Here is a 21,968-nt window from a genome sequence, read left to right on the forward strand (position 1 = left end):
TTATAACTAAATCTGGTGTACGGCCCGACTTGATGAAAGGTGGCGCCCTCTGCTGAAATGAGATTGTCGAGATCGAATAACAGCAAAATGAGAGACGCCATGAACAAAGATAATGCAAAAGACTGGAATAATGCCAGTGGGATTAACGATCCTTTGACGGATTTGTTGAAGACGGGTGCTAGAGCCTTGATCCAACAAGCCGTTGAGGCGGAGCTACAGGCTTTTCTGGGCGAATACGCCAAGGTTACCGATTTACGGGGCCGGCAAACCGTGGTGCGTAATGGCTATTTGCCGGAGCGGGAGATCGTGACGGGCGTGGGTAACGTGACGGTCAAAATCCCCAAGGTTCGAGACCGTTCCGGCGGCAGGATCAAGTTCAACTCGTCGCTGGTGCCGCCGTATGTTCGCAAGACAAAACGGGTGGAAGCGGCCTTACCCTGGCTGTATTTGCGCGGCATTTCCACCGGCGACATGCAGTCGGCCTTATCGGTGTTGCTGGGTGACGATGCCAAAGGCTTGTCACCTGCCGTGGTTAGCCGCCTGAAAGCCCAATGGGCCGAGGATTATCTGGCCTGGAATCGGCGAGATTTATCGAAGGAGCGCACTGTGTATGTCTGGGCCGACGGCATCTATTCGACCCTGCGTGGCGAGGATGATCGGCTGTGCCTATTGGTCATCATCGGAGTCAACGAACAGGGTGAAAAGCGCTTGCTGGCCTTATCGGACGGTTATCGGGAATCGAAAGCCTCGTGGCTGAGTGTTTTGCAGGATTTACAAACGCGAGGTCTACAGGACGCGCCGAAACTGGCTACCGGCGACGGCGCTTTGGGTTTCTGGGCAGCCATCAACGAAGCTTGGCCCACCACACAACACCAGCGCTGCTGGGTGCATAAGACGGCGAATGTGCTGGCGACGCTACCCGATTCAATCCAAGGCAAGGCCAAGGCGGGGCTGAAAGAAATCTGGATGGCGGAAACCAAAGCCCTGGCCAATCAAGCCTTCGACACGTTCTTGCGTGACTTTGAAGCCAAGTACCCCAAGGCGGTGGGCGTGTTGGAAAAAGACCGTGAATCGCTATTGGCCTTTTACGACTTTCCCGCCGAGCACTGGATACACATTCGGACGACAAATCCGATCGAATCCAGCTTTGCGACGATTCGCCATCGGACCACCCGCACCAAGAACTGCGTGTCCCGCAATACCTTGTTGGGCTTGGTGTTCCAATTGGCGTTAACCGCCGAGAAGAGTTGGCGCAAGATACGCGGCTTTAAACGATTGCCGGATGTGATTGAGGGCATTCGTTTTCAGGACGGCATGGCTGTCATTATGGAACCGGAGAAAACAGAAGAAACACAGCAGATGGCCGCCTGATTCAAATCAGCCATACACCAGATTTGACTATTTCTCATAACGGTGCCACCCCGCCGGGAAGCAGGATGGCACTCAATCGTTAAACTCTGAGCAGAGCTTTGGCAAGTTTTTCTGAAAGCTGTTCTTCAACAAATTGCGGTTCGTTGGGTGGATACAATTCCACTTCATCGATTTCGAACCCGTATTCCTTACCCAATAACAATAGCTCCTTGATTTTGAGACAGGCTTTCAGCTTTTCTTTCAAGCCCTCATCGCTTTTGGATTTTTCAGAAAACTCTTTGATAACCTTGATTGACATTGATAACTCCGTGATAACTCTGAAAGATGGATAAAATCCAATCTCTCATAAGCAAAAAATCGGCCATATCTATATGACCGTTATTTTTCATGCGGTTCATGGCGTTACAAATCAACAAACCCGGCAACAATCGCGTCTATTCACACACAATTCATGAGAAATTTGTCGGGTATACGACAATTGTCTGCTCTATCAAGCAACAATCGCAACGAGGATTTTTGGCTTAATCTTGCGCCGCCACCGTGCGGTAAGCGGAATGGTAATAAAGCAAAGGCTCACCTTCCCGGCAAACCACGCTATCGACTTCACCGATAATCACCCAGTGGCTACCGGCCTGAACTTGTTGCACTACCCGACACTCCAGTGCCGCCAGAGCTTCGTTCAAAATAGGCGCGCCATTTTCACCGGCTTGCCAAGCAATGCTGGCAAAACGCTGTTCTTGGGTGGTACTGCCGGCAAATTGATTGGAAACGTCTTCTTGTGCACTATTCAGAATATTCACGGCGAAGCGGCGGCTTTCCAGCAATGCAGCACCGGTATCGGTCGCTTGGTTAAGGCAGACCAATATTTGCGGCGGCTCCACGGACACGCTGCTAAACGCCGTGGCGGTCATGCCTCGGGGCTGATTATCGCGCCCTTGGGTTGTCACCACTGTCACACCGCTGGCCCATAATTTCAGGGCATTTTTAAATTCTTTGGCTTCAACGCTCATAATTTTCTCTTAAATCCAATAGCGATAACACGGCATAGACGTCTGATTGTGACATCAGTTTTTGGGACGCATGTGCGGGAACAACAGCACATCGCGAATGCTCGGCGAGTTGGTAAACAGCATCACCAAACGGTCGATACCAATGCCCTCGCCGGCGGTGGGCGGCATGCCGTGCTCCAACGCAGTAATGTAATCGGCATCGAAATGCATGGCTTCGTTGTCGCCGGCTTCTTTTTCCTCGACCTGTTTCTGGAAGCGCTCGGCTTGGTCCTCAGCATCGTTCAACTCGGTAAAGCCGTTGGCAATCTCGCGGCCGCCGACGAAGAATTCGAAGCGGTCGGTGACATGCGGATCGTTGTCGTTACGGCGCGCCAGCGGTGATACTTCCACCGGATAAGCGGTAATAAAAGTCGGATTCATCAAGCGGTGTTCGACGGTTTTTTCGAAAATCTCGATTTGCACCTTGCCCAAGCCATAACTGTCTTTAACCGGAATCTTTAAATTCTCGGCAACTTTCACGGCCGCTTCCCGAGCCGTCAGATCAGCCAAAGTCAATTCGGGGTTGAAATGCAAAATCGACTCCAACACTGTCATCCGCGCGAACGGTTTGCCGAAATCGTATTGATCACCTTGATATTCAATAACGCTATTTCCTACCACATCTTCGGCTATGCCTTTCAGCATCGCTTCGGTCAGATCCATCAAGTCGCCATACTCGGCGTAGGCTTGGTAGAACTCCATCATCGTGAATTCGGGATTGTGGCGGGTCGACAGACCTTCGTTGCGGAAGTTACGATTGATCTCGAAAACCCGTTCGAACCCCCCCACCACCAGTCTTTTCAGATACAGTTCCGGCGCGATACGTAGATAGAGTTCCATATCCAGCGCATTATGGAAAGTGGTGAATGGCCGGGCAGTCGCGCCGCCGGGGATGACTTGCATCATCGGTGTTTCCACTTCCAGGAAGTCGCGCGCGATCAAAAATTCGCGGATGTAATTGACGATTTTCGAACGCATTAGGAAGGTTTTGCGCGTCTCGTCACTCATGATCAAATCCAGATAACGCTGACGGTATTTGATCTCTTGATCGGCGATACCGTGGAATTTTTCCGGCAGCGGCCGTAAGGCTTTGGTCAGCAGTCGAATGTCATCGACTTTGACGCTGAGTTCGCCGACCTTGGTTTTGAACAAGATGCCTTCCGCACCGATAATGTCGCCGATATCCCACTTCTTGAACTGGTCGTTGTAAACCCCTTCCGGCAGATTATCGCGCGCGACATAGACCTGTATCTGTCCCGACATATCCTGTAAATGGCAGAAACTGGCTTTGCCCATGATACGCCGCGTCATCATCCGCCCGGCGATCTTCACCCGAATCGGTTCGGCTAATAATTCCTCTTCAGATTTATCGCCGTATTCGGCCAACAATTCACCGGCCACCACATTGCGCCGAAAATCGGTCGGGAATGCGATGCCTTCTTCGCGCAGGGCGTTAAGTTTTTCGCGGCGTTGTTTGATCTGTTCTTGTTCGTCGTGTTCGAGTTCTGACATTTTCAAAAATTATTATATAGAGATAAATTAGGCTTAAATTTAGCGACTTAAGGGCAACAACCTTACTCTTTCGCGCAATTCGTCGGCAACGATCAAAGCACCATTATCAAGCTCCGTTTTGAAGCGGTGCAACAATTCAATAGCTCTCGGTCCGAGCACTTGTGGTGAAATATTTTGGGTACGAATTTGAAACACGCTCGGTGCTTCCACACCAGTCAACGCTAACAGCGCGCCAAAATCCAAATCGTGGGTAAATACCACGGCTTCATTTTCCCTGGCCCATTTAAATAACTGAACGTCTGGAGCATCCGCAGGGCCGACTGTGGACCAGTGTACGGAATCGAACCCTGCTTGGTTTAGCACACCTGTCCAAGCAGGGGATAAATTCATGTCCAATAATATTTTCACGCGGCATTCAATGGTAACTCAATCTCCTCGGCTCTCCACGCGGCGAAACGAAGGGCTTCCGTAACATCATCGGCTTCCAAATAAGGGTACAACTCCAGTATCTGTTCGGTCGAATAGCCACTGGCCACCAAACCAACAAGCATTCCCGCTGTCACCCTTAGTCCTCGCAGACAGGGTTTTCCGCCCATCACCGTAGCGTCAAACGTAATCCGTGAAAAACCTTTCATAGTCCCTCCGACAGTAAATTCAGAGCTTGAAGTAAAGCGGGAGCGTTTCCCTATGATGCCCAGTGTGCGTCAATCAGTTTTAAGTAATGCTAGAATCGCAACAATTAGGCTTGCAAATGCTATCACCAAAGAAGCGATTGCGATTTTGTTGGATATTGTCGCTTGAGCTAAAGCACGCTCGGCCATGCGCCGACGTTCTTCTGCTCTAATCATTTCATGAACCCAAGGGTCTCCAGAATGCCCATACGCATCCACGAGTTCATGATCAGATAAAGATGAAAATTCGTTGTTATTTTGTGTCATTCAAACACACCACTCATGCTTTGGCGACGACGTAATTAATGATTATCAAACTTACAACCCGCTCTTCAAACTAGCCTCAATAAACTGATCCAGCGAGCCATCCAACACCGCCTGGGTATTGCCGGTTTCGACATTGGTACGTAGGTCCTTGATACGAGATTGATCCAATACATAGGAACGAATCTGGCTACCCCAGCCGATGTCAGATTTGGAATCTTCAATCGCCTGCAAGCCTTCACTACGTTTCAGCATTTCCATTTCGTACAATTTGGCTTTCAGTTGCTTCATCGCCGTGTCTTTGTTTTTATGCTGCGACCTATCGCTTTGGCATTGGGTGACGATGCCGCTGGGACCGTGGGTAATCCGCACTGCGGATTCGGTTCGGTTGACGTGCTGACCACCTGCACCGCTGGCGCGGTAAACGTCGATACGCAAGTCGGCGGGATTAATGTCAATTTCCACATCGTCGTCGATTTCAGGTGAAACAAATACCGAGGCAAACGAAGTGTGGCGGCGGTTGCCGGAATCGAACGGCGATTTTCGTACCAAGCGATGCACGCCGGTTTCGGTGCGTAGCCAGCCAAAAGCATATGGCCCTTCGAACTTGATGGTCGCGCTTTTGATACCGGCCACGTCACCCGGCGATTCCTCGATTAACTCGGTTTTAAAGCCTTTCGCCTCGCCCCAACGCAAATACATGCGTTCGATCATGGATGCCCAATCCTGCGCCTCCGTACCACCGGAACCGGCCTGAATATCCAAAAACGCATTGTTCGGGTCCATTTCGCCGGCGAACATGCGTTGAAATTCCAACGCCGCGACTTTCTTTTCGTACTCTTCAAGATCGGCGGCCACGGTATCGACGGTGTCCTCGTCGTTTTCTTCCACCGCCATTAACAGCAATTCTTCCGCGTCGGACAGACCTTGTTCCAGTTCCAGGATAGTATTGACAATGCCTTCCAACATTGCCCGTTCCTTGCCCATGGCTTGCGCTTGTTCCGGTTTATTCCAGATCGCCGGATCTTCCAGTTCGCGCAGCACTTCCACCAAACGCTCACTTTTTGTATCGAAATCCAGATAGCTTTTCAGACCGGCGCTACGTTCACGCAGGTCGGCTATCTTGTATTTAATGGGATTAATTTCTTGCATGAACTCTCAAAACCGAAACGGATACCCCAACGGGGCAGCATACGCCGGGCAACCCCGGCGATTAAAAGCCGGGGATTATAAACGATTAAGCGACAGGCTTGGGCTGATGGTTTTTCATAGCCCACACGATACAGCCAATGCCGGCCAGCACGAACGGCACACTGAGTAGCTGGCCGGTGGTGAACATCACCCCGGTGTCGTACATGGCTTGTTCGGTTTTAAAGTATTCCAGGACAAACCGCACGCTGAACAGCATGCTGATGAAACAGCCAAACACAAAACCGGGTTTATCCGCGTGCTTTTTATAAATCGCCAACGAAATCCCATAAATCAGCAGATAACACGCCGCTTCGTAAAGCTGTACCGGATGGCGCGGCAGCGGATCGATCCGCGCAAACACCACGGCCCAGGGTTGTTCTGACGGAATCCCTAAAATCTCGGAATTGAAGAAATTGCCGATCCGGATAAGTGCACCGGCCAGGGCGGTCGGGATACTGACGCGATCCAACAACCAGAAATAACTATCACCGTATTTGCGCCGGTATAAATATAAAGCCAGAATGATACCCAGCGTCGCGCCGTGACTGGCCAAACCGCCCTCCCATACTGCCAGGATTTTCAAAGGGTGAGACAAATAATAAGCAGGATCGTAGAGCATAGTATGACCCAGGCGCGCACCGACGATGGTGGCGATCACCATGTACCAAAGCAGCGTGTCCAGCTCTTCGATGTTTTTGCCCTCGCGTTGATAAATCCATTGCATGGTCAAAAAACTGCCGACAAAGCCCGATGCGAACATCAAGCCGTACCAACGGATTTTCAAGAAGCCGAAGTCGACGAGAATAGGGTCTATATTCCAGATGAAGTGTTCCATGATGATGCGGGAGTTGTTACGGTTGAATCGCGAAAGATCGGGAATTCTAACGCCGACTGGCTTTTTTCGCCGTTTATCTTTTGCCTGGCGCCGGTTTAGTTAGGATTCTCGACTTGTATCCGGCTGTCAACTATCCGTACCGCAAAAGTAGCCACATCTTCGTAAGCCGGGGCACATTTTACCGCGCCGGTTTTCACGCAAAACCGGGCGCCGTGGCGCGGGCAAACGATTTCGTCGCCATCCAACTCGCCACTGGCGATTTCAGCGCCGTCATGGGTGCACACGTCTTCGATCGCATAACATTGGTTGTCGATTTTAAAAATCGCCACATCGGTGCCATCGACATCGACCAGCACATGCTCGCCATTTGCCAGTGCCGATTCGGCTACAACATCTATCCAATCACTCATGCTTGCCTCGTTTGGGTTGGGCTGCGTCTGCCCATTTATTTTAGATAAACGTCGTATCGGAGCAATTTGCCCTGATAAGTTTCGCTAGGTTTGCCGCCCAGCGGCTCCGCATAATCGGGGCTTTTCACTACCACCCGCTTGCCGGTAGCCTGCCAGGCCGCAGCGAACAATTCCGCCCTATCCAGATCATCACCCAATATGTCGCGCAGTATGGCCATCGATTTGCGAGTCGCCGCGGTTTGCTTGCGCTTGGCGGGAAACATCGGGTCCAGATAAATACAATCCGGCTTTTCCGATAAACCGCCCAGTAATTCGATGGCGTTTCCGACCAGTAATTCGGGCGTTTGCAACTTCCGGTTCAGCACCCAATCCTTCTGCGCCAGACGCTGAAAACCATCGGCAATCAATTCGGCCATCACCGGCGAGCGCTCGATGCAGGTCAATTGATAACCCATGCGAAACAGCACCAAGCTGTCTTGCGCCCAACCGGTCGTGGCATCGACAACGGTTTTGGTTTTCTTGCCGATGGCCTGCGCCAACAAGTCTTTTTTGGGCGCTGGATAGGAATGCTGTTCGCCGGGACGCGGATCCACATCGACCGCCAAACCGCCCTTTTTCAGGGTTTGTTTGTCCAGTAACTTCAGACAAGCATCCCGGTAACAAAGGAAGAACGTTTGCGGCAATTCGGTGGGTAAACACTGCAAGGCCAGCAAGGGCCAGCCCAAGCGTTCGGCTAGCGCCTGACTGGCGGACAACACCGAGCCATCGGCATAGACAACCGCCCCCTGTTCGGACAAGCTCGTCACACGCGATAACTTATTCGGTGGAAATAGACTGGGCTTCGTTTTTCAAAGCGGCATCCAGCGTATGCCAAGCCAAAGTCGCGCATTTCACCCTGGCAGGATATTCGCGCACACCGGCCAATACCGCCAATTTACCGATGGCCTCCAGATTAATTTCCTCGGTTTTGCCGGTGGTCATTTCGTGAAACTGCTTGAACAAGGCATCGGCCTCGGCTTCGGTTTTACCTTTGACAATCTCGGTCATCAGCGATACGGACGCCGTGGAAATCGCACAACCAGAACCTTGAAAACTGGCGTCGCTAATCACGTGATCGTCGATTTTCAAAAACAGCGTAAGCCTATCGCCGCACAAAGGATTGAAACCTTCCACTTGGCGATTGGCATCCGCCATCACCCGGAAATTGCGCGGATTGCGGTTGTGGTCGAATATGACCTCTTGGTATAGATCGCGTAAATCTTCAAACATTAGCCAAACACCTCTATTAGGGACTTGATGCCTTGCATCAACACATCGATTTCTTGGCGGGTATTGTACATGGCAAACGAGGCCCGCGCCGTGGCGGGTACGCCGTAAAAGTCCATCACCGGCATCGCGCAATGGTGACCGGCGCGGATGGCGATGCCCAAACTGTCTAGCATGGTGCCGATGTCGTGCGGGTGAATCCGGTCCAGCGTAAACGACAAGATACCGCCCTTGTGCGCCGCCTGACCGATGATGTTCAGACCCTTGATCTGCTCGGCTTGCTGCGTGGCGTAATCCAGCAACTCGGCTTCGTAGGCGGCTATGTTATCCATACCAATCGCCGTCACGTAATCGATGGCCGCGCCCAAGCCGATAATTTCAGCGATGGCCGGCGTGCCGGCTTCAAATTTATGCGGCAATCCAGCGTATTCGGTTTTTGCGAAGGTCACTTGCCGAATCATATCGCCACCGCCTTGGTAGGGTGGCATGGCTTCCAGCAAAGCCAGCTTACCGTAAAGCACGCCGGTGCCGGACGGGCCGTAAAGCTTGTGTCCGGAAAACACGTAAAAATCGCAATCCAGGGCTTGTACATCCACCGCCATATGCGGAATCGCCTGCGCACCATCCAATAACACCGGAATGTTTTTGGCATGGGCGGCGGCAATAATCTGCTCTACCGGATTGATCGTACCCAGCGCATTGGACATCTGGGTGATCGCTACCAGTTTGGTATTGGCGTTCAACAGTTTTTCGAATTCGTCGAACAGCAATTCGCCGGCTCGGTTCATCGGCGCGACCTTCAGCACCGCACCGATTTGTTGGCAAAGCATTTGCCAGGGCACGATGTTGGCGTGATGCTCCATCGCGCTGATAATAATTTCGTCACCGGCTTTGAGTTGCGATTTGCCGTAGCTTTGCGCCACCAGGTTAATCGCCTCGGTCGCCCCGCGCACGAAAATTATTTCCTTAACGCTGGCGGCATTGATAAACGCCCTGACCTTTTCCCGCGCAGCTTCAAATTTATCCGTGGCGCGGACGCTTAAGGTGTGCACGCCGCGATGGATGTTGGCGTATTCGTGACTATAGGTGTGCACGATGCTGTCGATGACCGCTTGCGGTTTTTGGCAACTGGCGGCGTTATCCAGGTACACCAAGGGTTTGTTACGGATGGTTTCGCCGAGGATGGGAAAATCGGCGCGGATTTGTTCTACTGGAAATATGCTCATCGCTAACTGTTTGGTTTAATTGATTTCGTCTGTACTAAACACTAGAATCGAGGGAGTCGATTCGCTAATGGGATAAAACTATGGTCGCCGTCTTTCCGCAAAAACATCTCACCGACATCACCGAATGGCACCGCATGGGCGAGGCCGGAATTTTTCCGCCCGAAAGCCGCTTGGAACTCATCGAAGGAGAAATTCTCACTATGGCACCAATTGGATTTAACCATGCAGGGCATGTTGACCGTTTAAATCGCATTTTTGCCCGCTTGTGGGACGAGGGGGTTGCTGTTCGCGTACAAGGCCCCGTCCAACTTGGCGACTTGTCCGAGCCGGAACCCGATCTGGTTCTGGTTAAACCCGATACCAACGACTACACCACCCGCCACCCCAACTCCGCCGACGTGCTATTGCTGATCGAAGTCTCCGACAGCACTCTGCGCTTCGATCGCACTCAAAAACTGCGCCTTTATGCCACCCATGGCATTACCGAATACTGGATAGTCAATCTGCTCGACCAGTGCCTGGAAGTGTATCGGCAACCGCAAGACGGCGATTATCTGGATCAATCCGTACTGACAGCAGCCGATAGCATCGATGTAGTGGCGTTGCCGGCGCTTCAGGTCTCGGTCGCGGCTATCTTATAAGCTGATCGCCGGAAACCGCTCTAATAACTCTTTCAGCAGCAAGGCTTTCAATTCGGCGTTATCAACCTTATCCACCATCTCGTTGGCAAACGCAAAGGTCAGAATATTTCGGGCCGCCTCTTCATCCAGGCCGCGCGATTGCAGATAAAACACCGATTTTTCTTCCAACTGCCCCGCCGTTACGCCGTGCGAACATTTCACATCGTCGGCGTAAATCTCCAACTGCGGTTTGGTATCCACTTCGGCATCCGCCGATAACAGCAGATTGCGGTTGTTCATTTCCGAATCGGTACGCTGTGCATCTTCGGCGACGATCACCCGACCTTGAAACACCCCACGCGCCTTGTTATCCAACACGCCTTTATAAAACTCGCGGCTAATACCGTGCGGTTTTAAGTGGTTGATACGGGTATGGTTGTCGATATGCTGGCGCTTGCCGACCACAAATAGCCCGTTCAAGGAACATTCGGCTGCGGTATCCAGATCGCTATGAATATCGCTGCGCGCCAAACCGCTACCCAAGGCAAAATTGTGATGATTGAAGCGGCTATCACGCGCCTGCTTCACATAAGTCCCGCCAAAATGCTGGGCTTTTTCCGCTTCAAGCTGCACTTTATACAGCGTCAAACCCGAATTGCTGCCCAGCAGACATTCGTTAACCGAGGCGGTGAAATAACTATCGACGCTTCCGACATAGGTTTCGATGATTTCCGCTTCAGCTTGCTCGTTGATCACCAGCAAATTACGGGTCGCCGCCAATGCGTCGGCTTGGGTAACCACATGCAAAATCTGCACTGGTCTGTCCAATTGCTGTTTGGCCGCCACTTCAATCACTACGCCGTCGCTAAACCAAGCGTTATTAAACGCCACCAAATTGTGTTCGGCGCTAGTCACCGCCTGACCCAAGCGGCTTTCCAGCCAAGCCGGATTGTCTTGCAAAGCCTGTTTCAGACTGGACACAGACACTTTGCCAGCCATGTCTTGCAGTCGCGACAAGGACTCGGAAAATTGGCCGTTAACCAACACCACACTGGCGGCATCCTCCAAACGGTATTGGTTCAACCAATCTTCATCGACAACTTGACTGGCACTGGGTGCAAACACGGTTTTATTCAGCGCCGACAGATTGGTATAGCGCCATTCTTCCTCGCGATTGCCGGGAAAACCGTTGACCGCAAAAGTTTGCAGGGCCTGATTTCTGAAACCTTGCAACCAAGGCAAATCCAGTCCAGGCAAACTCGCCGCCAAATCGGGGTACGAAGTCAAATACGCCGCGCCGCTCATGCCGCTTGCCCTTCCAGCCAGCTGTAGCCGCGCTCTTCCAATTCCAGCGCCAGTTCCGGCCCGCCGGACTTGACGATTTTGCCGTCGGCCAACACATGCACCACATCGGGCTTGATGTAATCCAGCAAGCGTTGGTAATGGGTAATCATCAGGAACGAACGCTCGGCGGAACGTAGTGAGTTAACGCCCTCGGCGACGATACGCAGCGCATCGATGTCCAAACCCGAATCGGTCTCGTCCAAAATGCACAATTTGGGCTCCAATATGGCCGCTTGCAAGATTTCATTACGCTTCTTTTCGCCACCGGAAAAGCCTTCGTTAACCGCGCGGTACAAAAACTTTTCGTCCATCTGCAACAGCTTCACCTTGCTTTTGACGATGGTCAGAAAATCCATCGCATCCACTTCCGGCAAGCCGTGATGCTTGCGCATGGCATTCAACGCCGCCTTCAACAGATAAATGTTGCTGACGCCGGGTATCTCGACCGGATATTGAAAGGCCAGAAACACCCCTTCGCGGGCGCGGATTTCCGGGGCCAGTTCCAACAAGTCTTTGCCGTTATAAGTCACGCTACCTTCGGTAACGGTATAGCCGGCTTTGCCGGACAACACGTGCGACAAGGTACTCTTGCCGGCACCGTTGGGGCCCATGATGGCGTGGACTTCGCCTGGGTTTATATCCAGGGTTAGGCCTTTTAAAATGGGTTTATCGTTGATGGTTACGTGGAGATTTTTGATGCTGAGCATACGTTTAGTCACCTAAGTTTTTTAAATAATTCCGAACCTTATCGTTCCCACGCTCCGGCGTGGGAACGCAGTCGTCGACGCTCCAGCGTCACCATTGGCCTGGCTAGGCTTTTAAACCTAGCACTTAAATCTTTGTTTTTGTGTCGCTATCGCGACGGTGTTTTAAAGTCGGGTCTCGGCCCGACGGCCGAGATACTTTCTTTTGCATCGCCAAAAGAAAGTATCCAAAGAAAAGGCGACCCGGATGCCGCTTGCTCCCTGCGCTCCGAAGCTTTTGAACGGGGTTGCCGAAAGGGGCTTCCTGCCCCTTCGGCAACGCGCCGCATCCATGCGGCGCCCCTACGGGCTAATCCGTTCAAAAGCTCCGGTGCTCGGCGCGGCATACGGGAATAAAACCATCCCCAAAATTAAAGCTAGAAATCGAAATAGTAGGTCCGATTAGCGAAGCCTAATCGGACGCATGTTTAAAACCCGATCTGTTAGCTAAATACCTAAAAAATTATTTCCGAAAATAGAAACATTAATTCTTTATTTAAATTCATTCATCCGATTACGCTTCGCTAATCGGACCTACGCGGGCTACCCGGCTATTTATTTAGCAATACATTAAGAGTACCGCCAATCGCATCATAAAGATTTATAGCAGATTCTTTGGCTTGCTCCTCAGCTTGATTGACCGAAATTTCAAGATGTTGTTTTACCGAAGCAAGCACTTCATCAACATTTGGTATCTCTGTTCCGCAGACCGTGAGTTGCTCTTCGTTATCTGTTTCAAAATCCAATGATTGAGCTAATTCACTCATTTCTCCGATGGTGTCGCAAGCATCTTTAACATCAGCAACCGTCACTGAAACTACTAAAGCAGCTCCCAAATAGGGAATTGCTTCACCGAAAATCGAGCTAACATTCCTCTGGGTATTTGCTTTCAACCGTTTACCAATGTTCTTAGAAATACCCATTGCTCTAAAACGATGAGACTCCCACCTGGCATTCATGTGATGGACTTGCTTTTGAAGATTTTGTTTTTCCAATTCGAGTAATTTCTGATTGTTGATCAGACTATTTTTCAGAAGACTCTCAACTGGAATATAAGAAAGCAGACCATATAATGATTTTTGAAACGAGTTATTCGCTACCGTTAATACATTTGATAAAACTAAAATAAAAATAATTGCCCACAATATTCTACGCTCAATTAATTCTGAAAACCTTGGATTAGATAATTTCTGTTGATTTTCCATATCTGCATTATATGCTTTAGGCACATTCAACTATTTATTACTGCAAAGTTGAATTTTGTGCTCTTTACCATTCCTGATAACAGAACAAAAACCATCTTTTTTTAATTGTGCTCTTGCGCTACGCCAAACAACATCAATTTCGTCCTTATAAGGTCTACCACTTGTAGGTGTGAATCCTATAGCGTGAAGTGCGTGTGTTAAAGCTTTGTATTTTTCACCATCCATATTCACTTCAACCCATGCCATTATCTGCCTCCTGAAAATATTTATAATCAACGATAGCCTACTGTTCCGGTCAAGCTCGGATGTGCTGAACACAGTCGCCAACAATGCGCCTCCTTTCGTCGGCACATCCTACAAATTCTTTCCCAATCAAAAAACATCCAACTGCTTTAAATCCGCGACGGGGTTGTTCCCGTTATTCCGCCCCGAGCATCGCAGCTTTTGGCGAGAATAGCCCGCAGGGGAGCGGCAGGGATGCCGCTCGTTTTCGGAGGGGCAGGAAGCCCCTTCCGAAAACCCTCGTCAAAAGCGAGAAGCGCAGGATTAAGACGGAATGTCGGGTGGCCTTTTCTTTGAATACTTTCTTTTGGCCACGCAAAAGAAAGTATTTCGGCTGTCGGGCCGAGACCCGACTTCAAAAAAATCCGTCGCGATAGTGACACCTTAACGACACCTCAAATTCAAAAGCCCCTCACCCTAGCCCTCTCCCTGAGGGAGAGGGAACAAAAAACCTTTTAACCAACAGCTCCTTCAAGGCTGATCCCCAACAACGCCTGCGCCTCTACCGCAAACTCCATCGGCAGCTCCTTAAACACTTCCTTACAAAAGCCATTCACAATCATCGACACCGCATCTTCCGCGGACAAACCACGCTGCTGGCAAAAGAACAATTGGTCTTCACTGATTTTGGATGTGGTCGCTTCGTGCTCAACCTGGGCAGTCGGCTGTTTCACTTCCACGTAAGGAAACGTATGCGCACCGCATTTGTCACCGACTAACAGCGAGTCGCACTGGGTGTGATTACGCGCGTTTTCGGCCGATTTAGCGACCTTCACCAAACCGCGATAGGTATTTTGCGCGCGGCCAGCGGAAATCCCTTTCGATACGATGGTGCTGCGGGTATTTTTGCCGATGTGGATCATTTTGGTGCCGGTGTCGGCCTGTTGCAGATTGTTGGTCAAAGCCACCGAATAAAATTCGCCGACCGAGTCATCGCCCAGCAATACGCAGCTTGGGTATTTCCAGGTAATCGCCGAGCCGGTTTCGACTTGGGTCCAGGACACTTTGGAGTTATGCCCACGGCATTCGGCGCGTTTGGTCACGAAGTTATAGATACCGCCCTTGCCGTCTTTGTCGCCCGGATACCAGTTTTGTACGGTGGAGTATTTGATCTGAGCGTTATCCAAAGCAACCAATTCTACGACTGCCGCATGCAACTGGTTTTCGTCGCGCATCGGTGCCGTGCAGCCTTCTAGATACGACACATGCGAGCCTTCGTCGGCGATGATCAAAGTCCGTTCGAACTGGCCGGTGTTGGCGGCGTTGATACGAAAATACGTGGACAATTCCATCGGGCAACGTACGCCTTTGGGGATATAAACGAAGGAACCGTCGGTAAATACCGCTGAATTCAAGGCGGCGAAAAAATTGTCGCCGGTCGGCACTACGCTACCGAGATATTGCTTCACCAAATCAGGATGTTCGTGCAGGGCTTCGGAAATCGGGCAGAAAATCACGCCGGCGTCTTTCAATTTGCCTTTGAAGGTAGTAGCTACCGACACACTGTCGAATACTGCATCCACTGCAATCCCAGCCAGTCGCTCTTGCTCGTCGAGCGGGATGCCGAGTTTTTTATAAGTATCCAGCAACTCCGGATCGACCTCATCCAGGCTTTTAGGGCCGGCTTTTTTTGATTTGGGCGCGGAGTAATAGCTGATAGCTTGATAATCGATAGGATCGATCTTGAGCTGCGCCCAGTCTGGCGACGGCATGGTTTGCCAATGCCGAAAGGCTTTCAGGCGATATTCCAGCATGAACTCCGGCTCGTTTTTGACTTTGGACAAGCGGCGAATCACATCTTCGTCCAAGCCTGGCGGAAAGGTATCTACTTCCAGTTCGGTCACAAAACCTTGTTTGTATTCCTGACTGATGAGATGTTCAATTTCTTGTGCGCTGGTAGACATAATCTTTTCAATAATTAGCGAAACAACTGGTTAACCGGAATGGAGACTTCTTCCGGCGGTTTAAAAGGCAAAATCAGATCGGCTAAGGTCACCGATTCCAGCGCATTGGCGATCTTTTGGTTGATCAAATGCCAATTGCCTTGAATCCGGCAACCGCTGGCTTGATCGCAGCCTTTATGAGAAGCCGTGCATTCGGTCAGGGCAATCGGTCCTTCCAAAGCACTAATCACGGTGGCCACGGTAATTCGGCCAGGATCTCTTGCCAACGCATAACCGCCCTTGGCACCCCGCATGGAACTCAACACGCCAGCCTTCAGCAAAATCTTTAATATTTTGCTGACCGTAGGTTGAGCGATGCCGGTCGCTTCTGCGATCTCCAGGGCACCGTGCACGCGACTCGTATCTCTGGCCATATAGCTCAAGATAACCGTGGCATAGTCCGTCAACTTACTCAGCCTTAACATTACACTCTCTTTTCATTTAGGACTATTTTAGTCTTATTTAAATCCTGAGTAAATAGCTTGGTTATTAAAAATTTTACTTTCGCATGGACACCGCTTTTTTGGGTTTTCGCGCACTGCGCCATCTGGCTTAGCATCCCGGAAAACAGCCTGAGATAACTTTTCCCTGAAAATCTTGGTTTTTTGCAATACACTTATTTTTAAGGAACGAAACATAAGCCATTTGATAAAAGCCATGTCCCAAACTCGCAGCCCTATTGTTTTGATGTATCACGGTACGCCCGACGCTCAACCCGAGTCGCATTACTCGATAAGCGCGGACTTGTTTGCGAAGCATTTGCGGTATCTACAGCAAGAAGGTTGGACAACGGTTTTGTTCAAAGACTTGCAAAGTGCCAAATCGCTACCTGAAAAAAGTGTGGTCATTACTTTTGATGATGGCTACGAAGACAACTATTCGGGGGCTTTTTTGCCTCTGATGACGCTTGGGATGAAGGCCACATGGTTTATCGCTACCGATTGCATCGGCGGTCATGCCCATTGGCTAGGCAAACCATCCACTCAGACACGGATGCTAACGACTGAACGACTGCTTGAAATGCATTCAGCCGGAATGGAAGTTGCTTCGCACACCTGCTCGCATCCAGACCTATCCTTACTCAGCTCCGACCAACAACAATTCGAACTTTCAAAAGCCAAAGCTGTCCTCGAAGATTTATTGTCAACCCAAGTCAGCAGCCTGGCCTATCCCTTTGGTAGATTCAACTCGGATTCAATCACCATAGCCGAACAGACAGGCTATAGTATGGCTTGCACCACCCGCCCCGGCTGGTTCGATAGCGAACCAAACCCTTACCTAGTTAGGCGTATTGCCATATTCTCCGGCGACAGCGTCAGCACACTAGCCCGCAAACTAAACTTTGCGGACAACGACGTATCGTGGAAAAAGATGACTCGCTACTATGCGAACCGTGTTTGGGATAAACTGCGTCATACGAGTTGATGACAAATACCAATGCAGCGTTTAGCGTCGCTATGAACCAACAGCGATAAACAGCGCATAAATTCGTCCCCACCAGAATTCAATACTTTTACGCCGAGCCTAAAACCTAAAACCCTAAGAACATGACTTTGCCCGGCAACTCTTTACCACTCTCTGCATTTAGATATCGAAAATGAGCCTGGAAAAAGCCTCTAAAAAGCTCACATTCGCTTTTTGCACCTACAACCGAGCGGAAAGACTGGAGAACCTGGTCTTTGCCATGCGCGCACAATCTTGTCCGATTCCATTTGAAATTCTTGCTGTCAACAATAACAGTAGCGACGCGACAAGCGAGGTATTGAAACAACTTCAGCAACTACCCGGCCCGACGCTCCGCTGGGTGCACGAGCCCAACCAAGGCATAGTCGCAGCGCGCAACAGAGCCATACAAGAGGCAATCAATTCCGACATTCTGGTGTTTATCGACGACGATGAACTACCTTTAACCGGACTTTTAGAAACCGTTACACACGCATATTTCAGCGAAGGCGCCGAATGTGTTGGCGGACGAATCGATATAGACTTTACGCACCATAAGCGTCCGGAATGGCTTGACGACGAATTGTTGGGATTTCTAGGTGCGCTAGATCACGGCAAACAAGCTTTCTGGATAGAAGACAGCACCACACCGGTTTGGGCCGGCAACATTGCATACGACATGGCGATATTCCGAAACGATCCGGCATTGCGCTTTGATCGCAGGTATGACCGCAAAGGTAAAACCATAGGAGGAGGCGAAGATGTGATGATGTTTAATGTGCTGCTCCAGCAAAAGCGCCGAATACGTTACCGCCCGGACATGGCAATACTTCACGCCGTCGAACCTTGGCGACTGCGGCGGCGCTACTTTTTAGATGTTCATTTTCTGGCCGGCTATCGCGGAGCGATTAATGACTTTCCGGTCTACCATCGCACCTACCTAGGCATACCGCCATTCTTAATCTCGCAAATTGTCCGCCAAACTTGGCAATGGCTTGCATTGGCATTTACCGCAAAACATAGCCTGCGCCAGGCAATGAATATCAGCTACTCTCTCGGGCAAATATGTGGCTGTTTTTCACGTTGGAAAAACAAATTATTAATAAATAATTAAATTAATCTGTCCATTAAAAGCTTAGTTAAATGCATTAAAACCTACTAAATTAAACTCCGTGCGCGACATAGTTGTTCTTATTTTTCTGATATGCTGCATAGTTGCCGCATTAAAAAAACCATGGTGGGGGGTGCTATCATTAGCAATATTCAGCTACTTGAATCCGCACGCCTATGCCTGGGGAGCGGTACGTTCGCTACCGGTATACTATGTGTTATTTTTGGTAGTTGTTGTCAGCACGTTCAACACCAAAGATAAACAGCCCATCCCTAAGGACTGGCGAATTTCAGTTTTTATAACACTTTGGTTCTATTTTATATTTACCACAACCCAATCGCCTTTACAGGATATTGCCTGGGAAAAATTTTTGTTCGTCTCAAAGGTATTTGTGCCATTCTATTTCACATGGGTACTCATCAATACCAGAGAGAAACTCTATTATTTGATTTCCACCATAGGCGCCTCTATCGGCCTTGTTGCAGTAAAAGGTGGTATATTTGCCATCCTAACCGGCTTTGGTCACCGCGTATACGGCCCCCCCAATACGCAATTCGAAGACAACAATTTATTTGCCGTTGCGATGTTGATTGCAGTGCCATTGCTACTAGTATGGGAAAAAGAAGTACGGAAGAGCTGGCTTAAAAAAGGAATATTGCTATCCATTCCTATCATTTATGCCGCTTCATTATCATCATGGTCGCGAGGTGCACTACTTACCATGATCGCTCTGACGTTTACGCTGATCTCAAACAGCAAACGTAAATACTTGATGATCCCTCTAGTAATTGTCGGTACATTTTTTGTACTCCCCTATTTGCCTGAAGAATGGTTCGGACGCATGCACACTCTGGAAACCTATGAGGAGGACGCATCCGCCATGTCACGTATCGAAGCATGGACAGATGGCTGGAATCATGCACTGAGCCACCCGTTTACCGGGGCGGGATTCGATGGCTGGATACATGTCACGATGAGGGATTGGCACAGTTCTTACGTAGAAATGCTTGCTGAGCATGGCTTTATTGCATTTGGATTATGGATTTCGCTGATACTGGGTAGCGTTCTTGGCTTAACCCGTTTATCGAGTCAAGCGAAACGAGTAGAAGGCATGGAATGGGTACGCCATTACAGCCTAATGGTCAGAACCTCGATCATTTGCTATATGGTTGGCACCGCTTTCCTCGGCTTATCCTACTGGGATTTGATTTATCATTTAGTATTTATATCGATGTTAATTAAAAAATTCGCATTGCAAGAGTTTTCGGAAAAAGCACGCATAAATGAACAGCAGTACAAAAAAAATCGAAATATAATAATTTAGCCACCAATCATACTCATCCAATCGAATAAAATAGAGATGGAAAAAATACTGGTGTCCCTCTACTGCTCATCTGCTGCCGCACTGCTGTTTACTATTACATTAATAATACTTACCTTACACAACTATTCTCGTACCGGACCCGGTATCCAAAAAGAAATAGAAAAAAAATTTGGGTATTATGTGGTTTTCGCCCTAACCAGGTTAGCCACTTGGTTATTTGTCATATTTTTTCTGACATCCTTACCCGGTTCTATTGCAGCTTATTCACTATCAAAGCTTACTACATTGATAGAATTTAATTTCATCACAGGCTTAAGCTGCTGCTTAATATCAACCACGCTAATTACTACCTACTTTTTTTTACACCAACTCCTGTATACACCTGGCACCATTCAATTATCTTTCCAGTATAGATTTTCCAGATTATTTGTTATATGGAAGATATTATCTCCGAAAATAATAAGTGGCATAAAGTTTTCATTAATTTCATTACTGTCTGTAACATCGGTAATCGCTCTATTTTTAGCTATCGAAGAAAATAATACGCCGCTAGTGCTCTATATAATAGCTTTGGCTGGTTTATATGCTTACATCTATTACGCAACGATAGTTAACGAACCAGCTGTCGTTAAAGCATCGTCTCAAACAAAACCCAATGTGATTATGATAGGTTCTGATACATTGCGCCATGACAGACTAGGCGGCAGCAACTATCACAGAAACCTCACCCCCAACATTGATAAATTAAGCGCGAACGGCTTACGACTCGATAAATGCATAACCCCTGTCGCCAGAACGGCACCAAGTATTGCGTCCCTATTTACCGGATTATGGCCGCATAACCATAAAATTCGCGATAATTATCCATCCTTGGCAGACTGTAAACTACCGCAACCGTCTTTGATCGACATATTAAACGAACACGGTTACTTGACTGCATGCATCTCCGATTGGTGCGGAGCCGATTTCGCAAAATTAAGTTTTAACTTCAAGGAAATCTCGGTCGCTGAAGATCAATGGAATATCAAACTACTACTAAGACAAGGGCCGTCTTTAATCCGAAACGTATTATCGCTTTTCACCAATAACGCATTAGGAAAACGCTTCTTACCCGAGTTCTATTATCTGGCCGGCGTACCCTTGATCCGAAGCTTAAGTCGCGAATGCCGCCAATTAATTGCCCATTCGGCGAAAAACTCGCAGCCTTTTTTTATTAATTTGTTCACTTCGGCCACGCACGTCCCTTTCAATTCGGAGTATCCCTATTACAACTTATTTACCCCAAAAGACTATAAAGGTGAGTCACGGTTTATTATGACCAGACTCGCCTCGGCGGAAGAAATTATCAAAAAACAGGAAAAAACCTCGGAGTTTTTCGACATCCCGCAAATTATTAATTTATATGACAGCTGCGTCAAACAATTCGACGATGAAGTGGGGAAAATAATAGACTATATTGAAAAGTCGGATTTATCCGATAATACCATCGTCATCATATATAGCGATCATGGTGCGGATTTTTTTGAAACGGGATGCTGGGGCCAGGGCAATACCTTGGTAGGAAACGACCCCAGCGGCAGAATTCCATTGGTGATGAAAGGCCCAGGAGTGCCTGGTGGCGTAAACTTTAAGCCGACCACCCGCTCCATTGACGTCATGCCAACTTTGTTAGATTTGTTGAATATACCTATTCCAACAACGCTCGACGGTGTTAATTTGATTCCTTATGTGAAAGCACAGACATCGCCGGAGCTTTTTGCTTTTCAAGAAACAGGGATTTGGCTAGGAAAGATACCTGGCTTACATCCTGAACAAATTTTATATCCCAATATTGTTGAATTACTGGATATTCCTGATAAAAAATCCGGCACACTGGTCGTCAACGAAAAACATTATCCCACGGTTATCCGCGCGAAAAGCCGTTCCGTACAGAATGAAAAGTGGAAACTAATATATATAGCGACTTATACAAAACCTGTGTATCAGCTATACGACTTAGAAAACGATCCATATCGGGATGTAATAGAGTCTCATCCCGATATATTCGCGGAGCTTAAAAAGCTATTGGATAGCCACATCGAGAGTGACCCTTTATTTGAATCTGCTAATTAAAATACAAAGCTGTTGCACAGTTTAAAACTGCGCAATCAGGGTATCA

At 49.0% G+C, this 21,968-nt stretch carries 25 protein-coding genes; 6 read left to right on the top strand and 19 right to left on the bottom strand.

All coding sequences use genetic code 11. The features are described 5' to 3' along the window. Positions 1-99: 99 nt before the first annotated feature. Positions 100-1,371: an IS256 family transposase gene (locus tag ACR02O_RS17975; protein WP_494521800.1), complete on the top strand. Its 1,272-nt coding sequence runs from the start codon at positions 100-102 to the stop codon at positions 1,369-1,371. Positions 1,372-1,450: 79 nt separating this feature from the next. Here the strand turns inward: ACR02O_RS17975 and ACR02O_RS17980 are convergent, their stop codons facing one another. The 12 genes from ACR02O_RS17980 to ACR02O_RS18035 all read right to left on the bottom strand — a co-directional run bounded on the left by ACR02O_RS17980 (position 1,451) and on the right by ACR02O_RS18035 (position 9,795). Beyond that, the gene (locus ACR02O_RS17980; protein ID WP_033157401.1) at positions 1,451-1,669 is read right to left on the bottom strand and encodes a Nif11-like leader peptide family natural product precursor; all 219 of its coding nucleotides are present in this window, start codon (positions 1,667-1,669) and stop codon (positions 1,451-1,453) included. A 223-nt stretch (positions 1,670-1,892) separates the two neighbouring features. After that, positions 1,893-2,381, bottom strand: a complete 489-nt coding sequence (locus ACR02O_RS17985; RefSeq protein WP_458139420.1) for a flavin reductase family protein — start codon at positions 2,379-2,381, stop codon at positions 1,893-1,895. A 54-nt stretch (positions 2,382-2,435) separates the two neighbouring features. After that, positions 2,436-3,932 (bottom strand): lysine--tRNA ligase, encoded by a 1,497-nt coding sequence (lysS, locus tag ACR02O_RS17990; RefSeq protein WP_458139419.1) that lies wholly within the window; start codon positions 3,930-3,932, stop codon positions 2,436-2,438. A 39-nt stretch (positions 3,933-3,971) separates the two neighbouring features. Then, positions 3,972-4,340, bottom strand: a complete 369-nt coding sequence (locus ACR02O_RS17995; protein WP_033157398.1) for a DUF5615 family PIN-like protein — start codon at positions 4,338-4,340, stop codon at positions 3,972-3,974. Continuing rightward, positions 4,337-4,567 (bottom strand): DUF433 domain-containing protein, encoded by a 231-nt coding sequence (locus ACR02O_RS18000; RefSeq protein ID WP_033157397.1) that lies wholly within the window; start codon positions 4,565-4,567, stop codon positions 4,337-4,339. Before ACR02O_RS18000 ends, ACR02O_RS17995 begins: the two co-directional genes overlap by 4 nt. A gap of 69 nt (positions 4,568-4,636) precedes the next feature. Then, complete coding sequence (locus tag ACR02O_RS18005; RefSeq protein ID WP_129871371.1) at positions 4,637-4,870, bottom strand: hypothetical protein; 234 nt, start codon at positions 4,868-4,870, stop codon at positions 4,637-4,639. Between the two features lie 51 nt (positions 4,871-4,921). Further along, positions 4,922-6,019, bottom strand: coding sequence for a peptide chain release factor 2 (gene prfB, locus ACR02O_RS18010; RefSeq protein WP_171694740.1), 1,098 nt, complete (start codon positions 6,017-6,019; stop codon positions 4,922-4,924). A gap of 85 nt (positions 6,020-6,104) precedes the next feature. Further along, entirely contained in the window at positions 6,105-6,893 is a 789-nt protein-coding gene (gene lgt, locus ACR02O_RS18015) for a prolipoprotein diacylglyceryl transferase (RefSeq protein WP_458139418.1), read from the bottom strand. A 95-nt stretch (positions 6,894-6,988) separates the two neighbouring features. Further along, positions 6,989-7,303: a non-heme iron oxygenase ferredoxin subunit gene (locus tag ACR02O_RS18020; RefSeq protein WP_458139417.1), complete on the bottom strand. Its 315-nt coding sequence runs from the start codon at positions 7,301-7,303 to the stop codon at positions 6,989-6,991. Positions 7,304-7,338: 35 nt separating this feature from the next. Next, complete coding sequence (locus ACR02O_RS18025) at positions 7,339-8,109, bottom strand: class I SAM-dependent methyltransferase (RefSeq protein ID WP_458139416.1); 771 nt, start codon at positions 8,107-8,109, stop codon at positions 7,339-7,341. Between the two features lie 10 nt (positions 8,110-8,119). Further along, complete coding sequence (sufU, locus tag ACR02O_RS18030) at positions 8,120-8,572, bottom strand: Fe-S cluster assembly sulfur transfer protein SufU (RefSeq protein ID WP_033157393.1); 453 nt, start codon at positions 8,570-8,572, stop codon at positions 8,120-8,122. Beyond that, complete coding sequence (locus tag ACR02O_RS18035) at positions 8,572-9,795, bottom strand: SufS family cysteine desulfurase (RefSeq protein ID WP_458139415.1); 1,224 nt, start codon at positions 9,793-9,795, stop codon at positions 8,572-8,574. The genes sufU and ACR02O_RS18035 overlap by 1 nt, the downstream gene beginning before the upstream one ends. An 80-nt stretch (positions 9,796-9,875) precedes the next feature. Between ACR02O_RS18035 and ACR02O_RS18040 the strand changes: the two genes are divergently transcribed. Beyond that, on the top strand, positions 9,876-10,436 hold the full coding sequence (locus ACR02O_RS18040; protein ID WP_458139414.1) for a Uma2 family endonuclease: 561 nt from the start codon (positions 9,876-9,878) through the stop codon (positions 10,434-10,436). On the opposite strand, the gene sufD is transcribed toward ACR02O_RS18040, so the two are convergent. The 7 genes from sufD to ACR02O_RS18075 all read right to left on the bottom strand — a co-directional run bounded on the left by sufD (position 10,431) and on the right by ACR02O_RS18075 (position 16,591). Further along, the gene (gene sufD / locus ACR02O_RS18045; RefSeq protein WP_494522118.1) at positions 10,431-11,720 is read right to left on the bottom strand and encodes a Fe-S cluster assembly protein SufD; all 1,290 of its coding nucleotides are present in this window, start codon (positions 11,718-11,720) and stop codon (positions 10,431-10,433) included. The genes ACR02O_RS18040 and sufD overlap by 6 nt on opposite strands. Beyond that, positions 11,717-12,466, bottom strand: a complete 750-nt coding sequence (gene sufC, locus ACR02O_RS18050) for a Fe-S cluster assembly ATPase SufC (protein WP_458139412.1) — start codon at positions 12,464-12,466, stop codon at positions 11,717-11,719. The genes sufD and sufC overlap by 4 nt, the downstream gene beginning before the upstream one ends. A 587-nt stretch (positions 12,467-13,053) precedes the next feature. Continuing rightward, positions 13,054-13,707, bottom strand: coding sequence for a hypothetical protein (locus ACR02O_RS18055; protein WP_494522119.1), 654 nt, complete (start codon positions 13,705-13,707; stop codon positions 13,054-13,056). 30 nt (positions 13,708-13,737) lie between these two features. Beyond that, a complete protein-coding gene (locus tag ACR02O_RS18060) occupies positions 13,738-13,953 on the bottom strand; it encodes a hypothetical protein (protein ID WP_458139410.1) in 216 nt (71 codons plus the stop codon). A 491-nt stretch (positions 13,954-14,444) separates the two neighbouring features. After that, on the bottom strand, positions 14,445-15,893 hold the full coding sequence (sufB, locus tag ACR02O_RS18065) for a Fe-S cluster assembly protein SufB (RefSeq protein WP_494522120.1): 1,449 nt from the start codon (positions 15,891-15,893) through the stop codon (positions 14,445-14,447). A 14-nt stretch (positions 15,894-15,907) separates the two neighbouring features. Beyond that, positions 15,908-16,357 carry an SUF system Fe-S cluster assembly regulator gene (locus ACR02O_RS18070; protein ID WP_458139408.1) on the bottom strand — a complete coding sequence of 150 codons (450 nt, stop codon included), beginning with the start codon at positions 16,355-16,357 and terminating at the stop codon, positions 15,908-15,910. A gap of 33 nt (positions 16,358-16,390) precedes the next feature. Then, positions 16,391-16,591, bottom strand: a complete 201-nt coding sequence (locus ACR02O_RS18075) for a hypothetical protein (RefSeq protein ID WP_458139407.1) — start codon at positions 16,589-16,591, stop codon at positions 16,391-16,393. On the opposite strand from ACR02O_RS18075, the gene ACR02O_RS18080 reads away from it, so the two are divergent. From ACR02O_RS18080 to ACR02O_RS18095, 4 genes are all read left to right on the top strand, one after another. Beyond that, positions 16,590-17,357: a polysaccharide deacetylase family protein gene (locus ACR02O_RS18080; RefSeq protein ID WP_494522121.1), complete on the top strand. Its 768-nt coding sequence runs from the start codon at positions 16,590-16,592 to the stop codon at positions 17,355-17,357. The genes ACR02O_RS18075 and ACR02O_RS18080 overlap by 2 nt on opposite strands. A gap of 172 nt (positions 17,358-17,529) precedes the next feature. Then, positions 17,530-18,489, top strand: a complete 960-nt coding sequence (locus ACR02O_RS18085; protein WP_458139405.1) for a glycosyltransferase — start codon at positions 17,530-17,532, stop codon at positions 18,487-18,489. 58 nt (positions 18,490-18,547) lie between these two features. Continuing rightward, positions 18,548-19,810, top strand: coding sequence for a putative O-glycosylation ligase, exosortase A system-associated (locus ACR02O_RS18090; RefSeq protein WP_458139404.1), 1,263 nt, complete (start codon positions 18,548-18,550; stop codon positions 19,808-19,810). A 36-nt stretch (positions 19,811-19,846) separates the two neighbouring features. Then, positions 19,847-21,922 carry a sulfatase family protein gene (locus ACR02O_RS18095; RefSeq protein WP_494522122.1) on the top strand — a complete coding sequence of 692 codons (2,076 nt, stop codon included), beginning with the start codon at positions 19,847-19,849 and terminating at the stop codon, positions 21,920-21,922. Positions 21,923-21,968: the final 46 nt, after the last annotated feature.

The sequence above is a fragment of the Methylomonas sp. PHL2-19 genome (assembly GCF_059331595.1).